At 59.7% G+C, this 14,634-nt stretch carries 11 protein-coding genes and 1 other RNA gene; 5 read left to right on the plus strand and 7 right to left on the minus strand.

Annotation, left to right across the window (positions count from 1 at the left end):
- The first annotated feature begins 72 nt into the window (after positions 1 to 72).
- Positions 73 to 1,416, plus strand: a complete 1,344-nt coding sequence (gene mnmE, locus JAO29_RS12720; protein ID WP_334268600.1) for a tRNA uridine-5-carboxymethylaminomethyl(34) synthesis GTPase MnmE — start codon at positions 73 to 75, stop codon at positions 1,414 to 1,416.
- A 312-nt stretch (positions 1,417 to 1,728) separates the two neighbouring features.
- Here mnmE and JAO29_RS12725 read toward each other — a convergent pair whose 3' ends face one another.
- On the minus strand, positions 1,729 to 1,860 hold the full coding sequence (locus JAO29_RS12725) for a hypothetical protein (RefSeq protein WP_334268601.1): 132 nt from the start codon (positions 1,858 to 1,860) through the stop codon (positions 1,729 to 1,731).
- Positions 1,861 to 2,518: 658 nt separating this feature from the next.
- On the opposite strand from JAO29_RS12725, the gene JAO29_RS12730 reads away from it, so the two are divergent.
- Both JAO29_RS12730 and JAO29_RS12735 read left to right on the plus strand, forming a co-directional pair.
- Positions 2,519 to 3,019, plus strand: a complete 501-nt coding sequence (locus tag JAO29_RS12730) for a MarR family winged helix-turn-helix transcriptional regulator (RefSeq protein WP_334268602.1) — start codon at positions 2,519 to 2,521, stop codon at positions 3,017 to 3,019.
- 3 nt (positions 3,020 to 3,022) lie between these two features.
- Complete coding sequence (locus JAO29_RS12735) at positions 3,023 to 3,907, plus strand: pirin family protein (protein WP_334268603.1); 885 nt, start codon at positions 3,023 to 3,025, stop codon at positions 3,905 to 3,907.
- Between the two features lie 47 nt (positions 3,908 to 3,954).
- Here JAO29_RS12735 and JAO29_RS12740 read toward each other — a convergent pair whose 3' ends face one another.
- The 5 genes from JAO29_RS12740 to JAO29_RS12760 form a co-directional block, all read right to left on the minus strand.
- Positions 3,955 to 4,911 carry an NAD-dependent epimerase/dehydratase family protein gene (locus JAO29_RS12740; RefSeq protein ID WP_334268604.1) on the minus strand — a complete coding sequence of 319 codons (957 nt, stop codon included), beginning with the start codon at positions 4,909 to 4,911 and terminating at the stop codon, positions 3,955 to 3,957.
- 96 nt (positions 4,912 to 5,007) lie between these two features.
- Positions 5,008 to 6,639, minus strand: a complete 1,632-nt coding sequence (locus JAO29_RS12745; RefSeq protein WP_334268605.1) for a hypothetical protein — start codon at positions 6,637 to 6,639, stop codon at positions 5,008 to 5,010.
- A 41-nt stretch (positions 6,640 to 6,680) separates the two neighbouring features.
- The gene (locus tag JAO29_RS12750) at positions 6,681 to 9,356 is read right to left on the minus strand and encodes an ABC transporter permease (RefSeq protein ID WP_334268607.1); all 2,676 of its coding nucleotides are present in this window, start codon (positions 9,354 to 9,356) and stop codon (positions 6,681 to 6,683) included.
- Positions 9,353 to 9,718: a PadR family transcriptional regulator gene (locus JAO29_RS12755; protein WP_334268608.1), complete on the minus strand. Its 366-nt coding sequence runs from the start codon at positions 9,716 to 9,718 to the stop codon at positions 9,353 to 9,355. Before JAO29_RS12755 ends, JAO29_RS12750 begins: the two co-directional genes overlap by 4 nt.
- Positions 9,719 to 9,934: 216 nt before the next feature.
- Positions 9,935 to 11,572: a tachylectin-related carbohydrate-binding protein gene (locus JAO29_RS12760; RefSeq protein ID WP_334268609.1), complete on the minus strand. Its 1,638-nt coding sequence runs from the start codon at positions 11,570 to 11,572 to the stop codon at positions 9,935 to 9,937.
- Positions 11,573 to 11,821: 249 nt separating this feature from the next.
- On the opposite strand from JAO29_RS12760, the gene rnpB reads away from it, so the two are divergent.
- Positions 11,822 to 12,260: RNase P RNA component class A (rnpB, locus tag JAO29_RS12765), an RNA gene on the plus strand.
- 279 nt (positions 12,261 to 12,539) lie between these two features.
- Entirely contained in the window at positions 12,540 to 13,712 is a 1,173-nt protein-coding gene (locus JAO29_RS12770; protein WP_334268610.1) for a Gfo/Idh/MocA family protein, read from the plus strand.
- Positions 13,713 to 13,780: 68 nt separating this feature from the next.
- Here the strand turns inward: JAO29_RS12770 and JAO29_RS12775 are convergent, their stop codons facing one another.
- Complete coding sequence (locus tag JAO29_RS12775) at positions 13,781 to 14,584, minus strand: 3-keto-disaccharide hydrolase (RefSeq protein ID WP_334268611.1); 804 nt, start codon at positions 14,582 to 14,584, stop codon at positions 13,781 to 13,783.
- Positions 14,585 to 14,634 lie beyond the last annotated feature (50 nt).

Raw genomic sequence — 14,634 nt, forward strand, 5'->3', positions numbered from 1 at the left:
CCGTCTGCCATACTTTCTGTTATGGAGAGCACATTCAGATCCAGCTCCAGGCCCTCGGAAGTCCCTGTAGAGATGGAGACGATCGTTGCCATCTCGACGCCTCCGGGCCGGGGAGGAATCGGGATCGTCCGCCTCTCCGGAGGCCTGGCCAAGGCCATCGGCGAGGGTCTGGTGCGGCTGGCGAAACCGCTCGAGCCGGGCAGAGCCCGCTTCGGTCACGTCACGGATCCTGCCACCGGCGAAACACTGGATGAGGTCGTTGTCACCTTCTTCGCCGGGCCCAACTCCTACACCGCCGAAGATGTCGTTGAGATAGCCATGCACGGCTCTCCTGTCCTCCTGCACTATGCGCTGGAGCGGGCAATCGACGCAGGCGCTCGCCTCGCCGAACCCGGCGAGTTTACCCAGCGCGCCTTTCTCTCAGGCCGCTTCGATCTCACTCAGGCCGAGGCCGTGCGCGATCTCATCGACGCTTCCACGCTGCACCAGGCCCGCGTCGCCGCGCAGCAGATGGGCGGGGCACTCTCCCGCAGCATCGCTCCCGTTAAAGATCGTTTGATTGGCCTGATCGCCAGCCTTGAAGCCGGTGTGGACTTCGCAGAAGACGACATCGATACCATGCCGTCGGCCGAGATCACCGAGCGGCTGAATCAGATCCAGTTGCCGTTGCTCCAGCTGGAGAAAAGTTTCGGCTACGGCCGGCTCGTCCATGAGGGACTTCGCCTGGCTATTGTGGGCAGACCGAACGTCGGCAAGTCATCGCTCTTCAATCGTCTGGTCAAGCGCGACCGGGCCATCGTGACAGCAACTCCCGGAACCACGCGCGACCTGGTGACTGAGCGCGTCTCCATCGAGGGCATCCCCGTCGAATTGATCGACACGGCAGGTCTGCGCGAGACCACTGATGAAGTAGAAACCATTGGAATCACGAAGTCTCGCGAGGCTATGGCCGAAGCCGACCTGGTCCTGATGGTGATCGATGGAACATCGCAGCTGCATCCGGAAGATCGGCAAACGATGGCACTCGTCGCCAATCGCCCCATCTTGATTGCGGCGAACAAACTAGACCTTGGAGCCGCGGAGTTCATCCTCGACCCTCCGTTCCCGCTCGTGCGAACCTCCGCAGTTACAGGCCAGGGCATGGCCGGACTACGATCCTCCATCCTCACCATTGCAACCGGGGCAAGCTCATGGCAGGAGACTGCGCTCGTCACCAACCTCCGCCAGCGGCAGGCGATCACGGAAAGCCTCCAGTCGCTGCAGCAGGCGGATGAAGCGGTCGCCGCCGCCCTACCCCACGAGGTCCTTCTGGTCGACCTCTATCAGGCACTGAACGCTCTCGACCGGCTGACCGGAGCAACGACAGCCGACGACATTCTGCAGCTCATCTTCTCTAGCTTCTGCATCGGCAAATAGACCGAGTTCCAGATAGTTCCCAGTTGGTCCAAAAAAAACGTCATAAATACCTTGGTTGCAATGATTTATGTGCCTATAGTGTCCACAGAGGTCTCGTGGAAGCCGAACGTTTGTGTCCACAAATGTGTCCACAGACCGCGTCGGAGACACACATTTTTCCTTCTGTCGACACAAATCTCATCTAACTTGCTGATCCACTTCGGTTTATGGGCATTTCTGCATAAACAAAGGACTTACCCGCTCAATATTCTCGGTAGATCCATGTCGGGCGATGCTCCTAACGATCAATCAGGTTTCGAATCCCTTGAGGGCCTAATAGTTCGCCCAGCCATTGTTATGAGGCTTGAACAGAGCCAAAAACAGTGTGAACGCAATCCCGAAGATGATGACCAGAATCGTCCAGTACCTGTCGAGCCATTCGGAGAACTTGTTCGATTCTTTCATTCTGGAAGCTCCTCTGTGGATCTCTGTCATGGGTCCTGGGCAGGTCGCCGTCTTCAGTCGATTCGATTCTTGCGAAGACCACCCAGTCTGCGCCTTCGTGCTCAATGTCGAAGGTCTGCGGGATGTTTTCCCGTCAGTCCATGCAGCTCTACCAGAGCGCGTGCGATGCCGTACTTTATTTCATCGAAGGTGGAGACTTCCGGGAGCCCAGGGGTCCATACATCGCTCCTGCAACGATTGGATGCGATTAGCGCTCCAAATGAATACGGGAGGATCACATGGATCACATGGGAGTTGAGCAGGGACTTAAGCTGTTCTTCGAAGCAAGCATCTTAATTCCGATTTTAGGGATGTTGCTTTCTCTCCCCTTTGTCATGCGAGACCGAGTAAAGGATTATCATCCACCGCTGTAGAGGCTCGGCTACTTCTCCAGCTCCTCTTCGATAGTTTCTAAACCATTGAATTCATATAAAATCGTTCGTTTGTTGACGGCTTATCAGCAGGTGCCAAACCTTCGGAACGAGGACGCGAAGACGTCGAAGGCGGCTTTGCTACGGCCAGATTCGCAGAGAGAGAGAGAGAGAGAGAGAGAGAGGAGTCAGGGTTGGAGACCCTTTTCGAATCTTTAACTTGATATCAAGCATCTTTATATCAAGCTATGACGAATACGATTCAAAACGAACAGGACCTCGCCGGCGTCCACCTTTGGCTCCTCCTCTGGAAGGCTTCCCGGGCGGTGGAGGCACACTCTACCCGCAGCGTGGCGCAGTTTGGAATGGGGACCAGCGACTTTGGCGTCCTTGAGGCTCTGCTTCACAAAGGCCAGCTGACCGTAAAGCAGCTTGGAGAGAAGGTGCTTCTCACCAGTGGCTCCATGACCACTGCCGTCGACCGTCTTGAAGCTCGCGGTCTGGTCACGCGGCATGACGACGCAACCGATCGGCGTGCCCGCATCATTCAGCTGACCCCTGACGGCCGCAAGTTGATCGAGTGTGCCTTCACCCGGCATCGCGAGCAGATGGAAGCCGCTTTGGCAGATTTCAGCACGGAAGAGCGTGCCAGCCTTCTGCCGCTGCTGCGGAGACTGGGACGTGTCGCCGACTCGACTTTTCACGCAACAACGCAACCCACAGGCGCCAAGGGGCGCCGGGAGGAGTAACACATGGCAACCACAACCACTACGCAGAAAAAAGTCCTCGGAACCTACGGCCCCGGATCCAGTTACTGGGTCGGCGACGGATTCCCCGTTCGCAATCTCTTTCCCTCCAATGGGATCCAGCTTGAGGTTAGCCCGTTTCTCGTGCTGGACTACGCAGGTCCGCAGTACTTCAAGCCTGCTCCTAAGCGCCGTGGCGTCGGCGAGCACCCGCACCGTGGGTTCGAGACCGTGACCATTGCTTACCAGGGCTCGGTCGGCCATCGTGACTCCGCCGGAAACTCCGGGGTTATCTATCCCGGCGATGTCCAGTGGATGACGGCAGCTTCAGGAGTTCTGCACGAGGAACTGCACGAGGCCGAGTTCACGAAAAACGGTGGCATCTTCGAGATGATTCAGCTCTGGGTCAACCTGCCCGCGGCTCATAAGATGTCGAAACCCCGCTACCAGGCGATCACCAAAGAGCAGATCCCGACGGTCAGCTTTCCCGGAGGAGGCCACGCCCGCATCATCGCCGGATCGCTGAACGACGCCAGTGGAGCAGCCAGCACCTTTACCCCGCTCAACGTGTGGGATATCGAGTTGAAGGCAGGTGAACAGGTAGAGCTTCCCGTTCCCGAGGGCCACAACACCGCGATTGTCCTGCGCAAGGGCGATGTCTCCATCAACGGCGACTCCGGCCAACTCAGCGGAGAGGCCCGGATCGCGACGCTCGGTCAGGAAGGCGATACGGTCACCCTCAAAGCTACCGCTGACTCGCATCTTCTGCTGCTCAGTGGCGAGCCCATCAACGAGCCCGTCGCAAGCTACGGTCCCTTCGTCATGAACACTCGCGAGGAGATCATGCAGGCCATGAAGGACTTCCAGTCCGGCGCATTCGGTCAGCTTTGATCGAGCCAGTCTCAGATAGATCCCGTCATCTCAGGATCAGGCCGACCTCAGGGTCGGCCTTTCTTTTGCAGGTACGCCACAGACTGCTTCACGCCTTCTTCGTACGGTGTCTTCTTCACGTTTCCCAAAAGCTTCGTAAGCGCCGAATCGTCCAGAAGGACCGGAGTAGTCTGCAGATAGTGCATCTCGACCAGCTCGCGCATAAACGGATTGAACAGTCCCATCACGCGCAACATGGTCTTCCCAACGGCACGAATCTTTGGCTTTCTTCCCGCCACCCTGAAGGCTATCTCTGCCAGCTCGCGCTGGGTCGTCACACCAGCCCCGGCAAGATTCCACCAGCGCCCGCGCGCTTCAGGCTTCGCTGCCAGATCGAGCGCCACCGGCCCCACATCAGGCACGTACACAAACTCGTGGGGCGTATCGATCGGGCCAATCATATCCGCCGTGCCTCCGGAGGCCGCCGCTTTGAACACTCCATCCAGAAGGCTTGCCTCCACACCCGGCCCGTAGAAGTCCGGCAATCGCAGGATCACTCCTTCGATCTTCCCTGCCGCATCGGCAGCCAGTAGAAGCTCCTCCTGCTCCTTGCGCATCTTCCCTTTGAAAGTTGTCGGATTCCGCGGGTGTTCTTCGGTCACCTTCTGCATCGTCGGGGTTCCGTAGGGGTACACGGTACCGATCAGCAACACGCGCCGAACACCCTCTGCAATCGCGCCATCCAGCGTCTTCTGCATCGTCGGCGGGTGCAGTTCAAAGTGGTTGTAAGGCACGCCCACCAGATAGATCAGCGTATCGATGCCTCGCGCAGCGGCGGCCCGTACAGAGGCAGGATCCTCCGGATCCCACACAACGATCTCTGCCTTATCGTCCTGGCCAAAGGCCTGCTCCAGCCTGGTTCGATCCCTTCCGACCACCCGGTACGTTTCGCCCCGCTGCTTCAGTGCCTCGACCAGGCTCTTTCCTATCGCTCCAGCCGCCCCAAACAGGGCAATCGTTGCCATGGGTGATCTCTCCTTGCGAAATTCCTGCTGCAACCAGTCAACCAGAGGCTCGCGAGACGTGCTGAACTGATTCCCCTCGCGTGCTCCTGCTACAGGCTACGCTGGATTTCCGGTCAGGAAGATCTGCTCCGGTTTGGCTGCGATGACGCGATACAAGGCGAACTGGCGCGAGCTCTGGCCGCGCAGCTCGAACAGGAGACTCGCACGATTGCTCGCCTCGACATCGACCGCGTCGATCAGCCGCATCCATGGCGTGCGATCCAGGTGAGCCGCATCGGTCACGCTCGCAAGTGCGACCTTAAGCTGACCCATACCATCGTCCTGCGCAACGATAGTTACATATCGCATCACCGACCCGGTCTCGACCGTGTGGGCCATGTAGACGTAGGTTGCCGCCCCCCCATAGCTCAGCGTGTATCCCTTCAGATCTTCGTCAGCTAGGGTAACCGGGGCAGGGCCGCCGGGTGCACCGTGCCGAATCTTGCTGCGTGCGTGTGCTGACGAGCCCGTTGCAGCTTTTGTGCTCTTCGCCGGAGACGGAGCCGGAGACGGAGACGGTGTGGCAGTCGTCACCGTCGACTGCTTGGGGATTCCCCGCTTCAGGGTAGGAGGACCGCTGTCGGGTGCGCTTGTGGCCGCTGCAGCCGTGGTCGGGTTTCCAGCGCCTGCCGCCGACGTGCCCACCACTGCGGAGGCTGGAGTGACGCCAGGAACTACGCCATACGCTGCCAGCTTGACGCGGGCAAACGCCTGCATCTTTCCCAGAATCGCTGCATGCTCATTGGAGTCTTCCCATGGCCGGGCGAACGGATGCGGGTCGCGGTTCTTTGCGTCCGAAACTGCGACCATCTGGTGCATGTCCTTAGGAACCCCCCTCAACTTGGGCACTTCGTTATCCTCGTGCTCCTCCCCACCGTGATGGAGCCGTGGCCGGTCCGGATCGTCGTTCAGTGATCCCGTTCCGGTCACCGTCGCGACCTCCTTCTTTTTCTTCTCCTGCTGCGCCTCTTTCTCCTCTTCCGGAGAACGCCGCTTCAACGTCGGCCGTTCCGCGTCATGGTCCGATCCCGTGTCTCCGCCACCCGCGTTTGAAGCCGTATCGTCAGCGCTGGTCCGACGGTGCATCGTAGGCCGGTCCGGATCGGGAGCCGCCTGTCCATCCCCTCCGCTCGCGTCCGGCTTGGAACTCGGCTGCGACCGTCCCGCATCCGGACTCTTGCCCGCCGCATCCCCGGTCTTGTCTCCCAGATGCGGCTTGCTTCCGTCGCCGCCCGAGACACTGATGACCGGGAGATTCTTTGAAGGCCTCAGCGCTGCGCTATGCCTCGAAGCCGCGGGAGCTTTGTAGCTTCCATACCCCATCCACCCCTCATCGAAGGCAGGGCCGGGAGCACCGTCCGGCAGCTTTGCATGGATCGCGGACTCCAGCACGACGGTACCTTTGGGTAGTCCCGCATTCTGAAGCTCATAGACATTCCCCGGGTCCAGGGCAAAGGGAACCGGTTGAGGCTTATAGATTCCGGCATCCTCGAGGTCGCCATTGATAAAGACCGTGACAGGCATAAAGCGGGTTCCCGAGGGTTTGGACAGGTCGCCTGTCCACTCATAGACTCCAACGGCCCGCACAACAGTTTCAGGTTGCGGAGCGACCTTGTGCGTCTGCCCCATGCAGACGGTCGCGGCCGCGATCGTCGCCCCTGTGATTGCGCTCAGTATCCGGTATCTCATCGCTCGTAAGTTTAGACGCTATCCCGGATGCAAAGTCTTCCCTAGTCAGCCCGGAGAGCCTCCATGGGATCGATCGCCGCCGCCCGCCGCGCCGGGACATAGGCTGCGGCCAGACCGCTTGCCAGAAGCAGAGCGGAGATCGCTATGAGGGGCCAGACGTCGTATGCCCCAACCCCATAAAGAAATCCCCCGACGAGTCTCCCGGTAAAGTACACCAGTGCAAGCCCGGTCAGGGCTCCGGCGGCCAGCATACGACCGGCCTGTCCCAGAACCATCCAGATGACCCGGCCTCGATCGGCGCCCAGTGCCATCCTTACCCCGATCTCGCGCGTTCTCTGAGCCACCAACTGCGTCAGCAGACCGTAAAGCCCTGAGAGGCACAGCAGCAGCGCCGCCCCGCCGAAGACGATCAGCAATCGCGCCATGATCTGCTGGTTGCCATACGAGTCCTCGACGATCTGATCCATGGTGACAAACTCCGTATTCGCCAACTCCGGACTCGCCTTGCGCATCAGCTCCTTCAACTCCGGAACGATGGACCCCGAGGACCGCTGCGTACGAACGGCCAGATCCATCGCGATGCCTTCGACATTCTTGTACAGATTGCTGTCCGGCTTCAGTTGCGGCAGATAGAACTCCATCTCCGGCCGAGACTGCTCTGCCACCGAGACCTGACGCGTATCGTCCAGCACACCAACCACAATCGCGGGCCGGCCCTTTTCAAGATCCATCAGGCGCTGCCCCATCACCTTGTCAGGATCATTGCTCTGCGAAAACTCCTTCACGAAGGCCCGGTTCACAACGACAACTCCCTGTGAGCCCGCCGTATCCCCATCGTTGAAGAATCTCCCTTTCAGCACTTTGAAACCGAAGACCTTCTGGGCGTCGGGACCCACGATTCGAAGCTGCGCCCGGAAATCCCGCTTCCTTACTGCATCGGCGCTGTTGCCCTCCGCACTGAAAGAGAAAACCACATTGAAGGTGTGCCCCAGCGGGACCTCAGTCATGAGCGTTGCCGCCTCCACGCCGGGCAGAGCTTTGACCCGCTCCCGCAGCGGGCCGTAGAGATCTTCCATCAGATCCCGCCCGGCGAACCGATACGACGGGATCGCCATGCTCCCCACAAGGATATGGTCCGTCCTAAACCCCAGGGGAACATGGCGCAGCGCGTAGATCGTCCGCAGCAACAGCCCGCATGAGACCAGCAGCATCAGCGAGAGCGCAATCTGCGTCACCACCAGCGCCGAGCGCAGGCGGTGCTGTTCCAGGCTCTGCCCAGCGCGGCCACCCCCGCCTTGACGCAGGGCAGGCTCTATCGACGCTCGAGCGCTCGCGACCGCGGGCCACACGGCGGAAAGGATTGCGCTCCCCACCGTCAGAGCAAACAGCACTGCGATCACTCTTCCATCCGGCATTGCGCCCTTAATCTGAAGCTCCGTGGCGAGGTTATGGGCGAAGACCTTCAGTAGCCCCACCGCCAAAGCCAGTCCCAGCAACGAACCACCAGCGCTCAAAACTATTCCTTCGATCATCAGCTGGCGCACGATCCGCCTCCGGCTTGCGCCCAGCGCACCTCGGATGGCAATCTCACGCTGGCGAACCGCCGCACGCGCCAGCAGCAGGCCGGTCACATTCACACAAGCGATGAGCCACAGCACGCCGGACGCCCCAAACAGCGCCAGGAGAGCCCGCCTGACCTCAGGCTTCACCAGCGATTCGCCGTAGAGCTTGACCGTCGCCGATGTAACCAGGTCTCTGGCATAGGGATCGGTGTACAGCTTTGCTACGTCGGCTTGAACAACCTTCATCTCGGCCTCTGCCCCCGCAACACTCACACCACGCTTCAGCCGTGCAATTGGAATGTAAAGTGTCGCCGGACTCAACCGGCTGTCGTCGGTCTCTCGGAGAGGCACGGCCGTCCAGACCTGCGGCCTGGAGGTCTGCCAGGGAAACGCAAATCCACGGGGCATCACCCCGACTACCGTATAGGGGTCACCGCTGATCCGTACGATCCTGCCCAGGATGTCCTTTCTTCCGCCAAAGGCATCGCGCCACGCGGCATCGCTCAGGACGATTGTGTTCTCATCCCCAGCACGGGCAAACCGATTCTGACTGCTGCTCGCAAAGCCTCTTCCGATCGCCGGACTCACGCCAAGGACAGAAAACAGGTTCGCGCTCACCAGGAAATGGCCCACCTGCTCCGCCGACGCGTCTCCTTCAAGAAAGGCCCGTCCTCGGGCAGAGGTATAAAAGCCGATCTCCTCGAAAGAGCGGCTCCGAAGCCGCCACTGTTCCACATCCGGTAAGGGTACTAACTCCCGGTCGCCTCTTCTTCCGGACTCGTTAAGCAACACAAGGCGCTCCGGTGAGGGATACGACAGGGTCTCGAGCAGGACTCGTTCCACCACCGTAAACATCGCCGCGGTCGCTCCCAGCCCCAGGGCCAGGGTGGCAATTACGGTCAGCGAAAATCCCGGCGATCGGCGTATCTGGCGCCACGCGTAATGGAAATCCTGCTTCAGATGATCTATCCGTTCGCTTACCCATACTCCACGCGTCGTCTCGCGTACCAGCAGCGCATTGCCGAATTCGCGCCTCGCAGCCCGGAGCGCCTGCTCAGGCGACTCGCCCCGCTGCTCCCGTTCCGTCGCGGCCATCGCCAGGTGCGTTGCAATCTCTTCGTCGATGTCATCGGCCCTGCGTCGCCAGAATCTCATCTCCCACCTCCGTTGGAGGTGGCCTGCATGACTGCCGTGATGGCTTCGACCATCTGCTGCCAGCGGCTGTGGTCGGAGGTCAGCTGCTCTTTGCCCGCAGCCGTGATCTGGTAGAAACGCGCCCGCTGATTGCTCTCGGTCTGCTTCCATTCAGAGGAGACCCACCCCTGTCGCTCCAACCGGTGCAGGGCCGGGTAGAGGGAACCCGTCTCCACCTGCAGCACCTCTCCCGACCGTGTGCGCAGTGCCTGAACGATGCCATAGCCATGCTGAGGCCCCCACTGCAGCGTCTGGAGAATCAACATGTCCAGCGTTCCCTGCAGCAGCTCCATCCTGTTTCTGTACTTTTTTTTAGGCGCCATTCGGCTCGACCCTCCTGGAGGATGTAGAGAAGCTACACCCAAGGCAGTAGTCTGTCTACATCATCGCTCGCACCTCCATGTCGAAAGCAGTCACAGGCGCCTCACTCCTGCCCTGCCGAGTGGAAGAGCTGAGAGGCCCACTGGGGGCACTCAGTCCCCGCAGCTCTCCCCCATCGGCACGTTTCCTCATCTCGGTACGTGAAAACGTAGCCTCAGCTATCCGACGGCAACCGGATGAGGCTTTCTTCGCGGAGGCGGGTTCCGGGCGAGGCACGAATTCAGCGCCTGCTTCGCTGCCGATAATCGTTGTTCCGCCGCGGCCTCGTCCTGCTGCGCTTCCCTTATCTGCTGACGAAGGAACGCCTTCTGTGAAGCCGGAGCGTTTAGAAACTCCTCCTCCAGAGAGGCAACGATCTGCTTGGCCGACTGCACATCAGCAGTCGCCGAACTTACTGCCGCGCGCTCATCCACACAGACAACTGCCTCTATCTGAAGGTTGCCGGCGATCTCATAAGAATCCTTCGGACTGAGCACGGGTTCGACAGCATAGATGATGCCGTTATCCCCGGAGAAGAGGAACTTGAAACCAGCCCAGCCGCCCAGCCCGATCACCTGCGGTGTGTCGACGTCGCCGGTGCCGTTCTGGGTGTAGTCGCGATAGAAGAGAAGCTGGCCCTGCTGGTCGACGGCATAGATGATGCCGTCACCCCCGGAGAAGAGAAACTTGAAACCGGCCCAGCCGCCTTGCCCGATGACTTGCGGCGTGTTGACGTCCCCTGTCCCGTCGCGTGTGTAGTCACGATAGAAGAGCAGCTGACCCTGCTGATTGACCGCATAGATGATTCCGTTTCCGCCGGAGAAGAGAAACTTGAAACCAGCCCAGCCACCTTGGCCGATGACCTGTGGCGTATCGACATCCCCTGTTCCATTACGGGTGTAGTCACGATAAAAGAGAAGCTGGCCCTGCTGATTGACCGCGTAGATAATCCCGTCTCCGCCGGAGAAGAGAAACTTGAAGCCAGCCCAGCCTCCAAGTCCGATGACGCTCGGTGTATCGACATCGCCCGTCCCGTTCTGCGTGTTATCGCGATAGAAGAGCAGCTGCCCCTGAGGATCGACGGCGTAGATGATTCCGTCTCCGCCGGAGAAGAGAAACTTGAAACCGGCCCAGCCTCCGAGCCCGATGACGCTCGGTGTGTCGACATCGCCTGTTCCGTTGCGGGTGTAATCGCGATAGAAGAGTAACCGCCCTCCCAGCGGGCCTCCGAACGAGATGGTGAAGGCCGTATTTACGAGATTTGAGAAGGATGTCGATGAGCTATCAATGGGACTGTCCAGGGTGATGATGCCGGTTGCAACCTTGATCTTGTCTCCGGTGGAGAGGCTATCGCCGATACCCTTCGTCACCCCTTCCGTTACAGCGGTCTTGATGTCGCTCTCCGCCTGGTTCACCGTGTCGGGGTCGCTCGAGTTGAGCTGCAGCAGGTTATGCTGGACAGCGTCCTGCAGGGATGTCTGGAACGCGCGATATCCTGCCTGAACGGCATAGCCGGGGGTTTCATTATCCTGCCAGAGTGCAACCGTCACAATGATGACGTGGTTCGTCAGATCGTCATCAAACGGTCGCAGGATCATTCCGACCTTGGTCGGAATATCGACGGTATCGCCCGGCTTCATTCCACGCTTCAGAATGGTGTGAGAGTCGGTGTCGAGAATTCCAAGAACGCCGACAGTAGCAGAGTCTTTATTGACCCACAGCATCGCAGGCCACAGATACGGCGCAGATCCTCCTGAGCCCTGTCCTTCGCGGTTGCAGTGAAGGGTATTCAAGGTTATGGTAATGGTGTTTTCCATGGTGTATCCTCGGCAAAAAAATGTGACTGCAAGGGCCTGGAAACAATTGATAGCCGGCGCCGCTCGCATCTTGAAGAGCCGCGTGAGGGGATAAGTGCGGACTATCATACCCGCAAACTGCTGCCACTGATTTTTCGGAGCAGATGAAGAAGATCGTGATCGCCGAGATGCAAAACGCCGCAGAAGAGCAGCCGGCATAAACACGATTCTTTTCGTCCGCTGCCTCTCACGCGCGATACACTTGAAGGTGCAGACGGCTGGATGATCGCTGCCGCGTCTCTCCACAAAGGGAGCGCGGGGGAGGAAAGTCCGAACTCCGCAGGGCAGTGTGCCGGATAACGTCCGGGACGGAGGTTTCAAGACCTCTGGACGGCCAGTGCAACAGAGAACATACCGCCTTCGTGAGCGTAAGCGAGCGACGGTAAGGGTGAAAAGGTGCGGTAAGAGCGCACCGCGCGGCTGGTAACAGACGCGGCATGGTAAACCCCACACGGAGCAAGACCAAATAGGCAGGGATTTCGCCGCTCCTCTGCAGGCGGCGATGGCGTATCGGCCCGGTGCGCCCAGGCGCAGAGACCCGTTCGCGGGAGCCGAAACCTGCGGGTAGGTTGCTAAAGCGCCGCAGTAATGCGTCGCGTAGAGGAATGATCATCTAGAACAGAATTCGGCTTACGGGCCGTCTGCAGAAAACAATGGCTCCGGCATCGCGAAAACGATTCCGGGGCCATCATCTTTTGCCTCCGCGCCGCTCCGCCTGTCACTCTGTCCTCGTTTCGTGGTGCAATCACCGATCTATCCACGAAGGTACTGCGCTTGCAACGACACTCACGAGGAGTGAAGCGCATATGCACTCTGCCCCGCCACATCGCCAGTCCCGGCAAATCCAGCCCCCGCTGGAGTTGCCCGGATGCCTCTGTTCAGCAGCGTTTGATACCATCCTCCCGAATCAAAAAACCACAGGAGCGCCATGTCTTTTACAGCAAATCGTCGCAGCTTTCTGATCGCCAGCGGTCTCACAGCGCTGGGCTCCACCCGCGCCCTCGGAGCAAATGAAAAGATTCGCATCGGAGTCATCGGAGCTGGTGGACGCATGCGCCAGCTGCTCGGCTCTGCTGACAGCACAGACGTCCCCTTTGAGATCGTTGCCGTGAGTGATGTCTACACTCCCCGGCGCGAAGAGGTAAAGGCACGCGCCAACGCAACCACCGCAACCACCCACATGGACTACCGCGAAGTCATCGACAATAAGGACATCGACGCCGTCTTTATCGCCACTCCGGATCACTGGCATGTGCGCATCGCGGCTGCAGCTCTCGCGGCGGGAAAAGATGTCTACCTCGAAAAGCCGGTCACCCACACGCTCGAAGAAGGGGCCACGCTCCAGAAGGCTGTCCGCTCCGGCAAGCAGGTTCTGCAGTGCGGCATGCAGCAGAGAAGCTGGAGCCACTTTCGCAACGCCGTCAACCTCATTCAGGGAGGAGCCCTGGGACAGGTGACGCAGGTGCGAACCTACTGGTGGCAGAACTACGGATTCAGCTGGGTCCCCAAACCCGTTGATGTCGCGCAGCTCGACTGGCATCAGTGGCTCGGTGGAGCGCCCGATCAACCCTTCTCACTCGAGAAGTACTTCCGCTGGCGCTGGTTCTGGAACTTCGGCGGAGGCGCCATGACCGATCTCTTCGCCCACTGGATCGACGTGGTGCACTGGGCCATGAAGTCCGACGAGCCATCCATGGCGTTCATGCTCGGCGACAAGTACACCTACAAGACCTGGGAATGCCCCGACACTATCCAAGCGGCCTTCCGCTATCCCGGCTTCGACGTCGTCTACGAAGGAATGATGGCCTCCTCCATCGACGATGGCGGACTAGAATTCCGTGGCAGCGAGGCCACCCTCAAGCTCACCCGCTCCGGCATGAGCGTCTATCACGAAGGTCTGAAGGGCGACCGCAACCCCGTCCTGAAAGAAGAGAGCTTTGAGGACGGCACCATCGACCACATGCGGAACTTCTTCGAGTGCATGAAGAGCCGTAAAGACCCGAACGCTCCCGTCGAAACCGGCATCGCCGCTGCACGCGCTGGCCACATCGGCAATCTCGCCTTCCACCACGGCGGTAAGACCAGCTGGCCGGTCAAGTAGCATTCTCTCCAGAAACAAAGAGGGCACGGAATCTGCCGTGCCCTCCAGGAATTTCGTTTGCTGATCAGTTACTCGAGTGGCTTGATGTCCCGCGCCCAGATATTACGGAAGCTGATGGGCTCGCTCTTATCGCCATGCGCCTGCAGTTTGATGGGAGCCTCGTCGTACTTCTTGTAAAAGGGCTTGCCGATATACAGCGTCTGACCCTTCAGCTGGAAGTGGTTCTGCACCAGCACGCCATTCATGAAGACCGTCACATAGGCCGGCGTGTCGACCGAACCGTCTTCCTTGAAGCGCGGTGCAGTCCAAACGATGTCGTAGGTCTGCCACTCACCCGGCTTGCGCGCGGGGTTCGCCAGCGGAATGCCCTGCTTGTAGATGCTGCCCACCTGGCCGTTCGTGTAGGTCTTGTTGTTGTAGTTGTCCAGCACCTGCAGCTCGTAGCCAGCGTCGCCCGGTCCGGTCGAGGCCAGAAAGACGCCGCTGTTTCCGCGCGCCTGATCGCTTCCGGTGATGTCGGCCGGAATCCTCCACTCGATATGGAGCTGGTAGTCCTTGAACTTCCTCTTGGTCTCGATGTTGCCGACGCCCTTCTCCTTGCTCACAGTCAGGATTCCGTCGTGCACGACCCACTTTGCAGGCGTGTGGTCCTGGGCGGAGACCCACTGGTCCTCGTTCGTGCCGTCAAACAGCACCACGGCGTCCGAAGGTGGCTGCGAATCCGTTGCGCCCGGCGTGACGACTGGGGGCACGGGGGAGTAGACCTCCGTGTCCTGATGCTTCATCGTGGCATTTTCAGCAGGAGCGCCGGACTGCTGTGCGAAAAGGGTGGCGGCAAACGTCAGGGCGGCAAAGGAAGTTAAGAGCTTCAATTTCTCGATACGCATAAGTATTAGCGAAGATACACCCGTTGCTGAGGACG

This window comes from Edaphobacter sp. HDX4 (assembly GCF_036877565.1).
Classification (GTDB): domain Bacteria; phylum Acidobacteriota; class Terriglobia; order Terriglobales; family Acidobacteriaceae; genus Edaphobacter.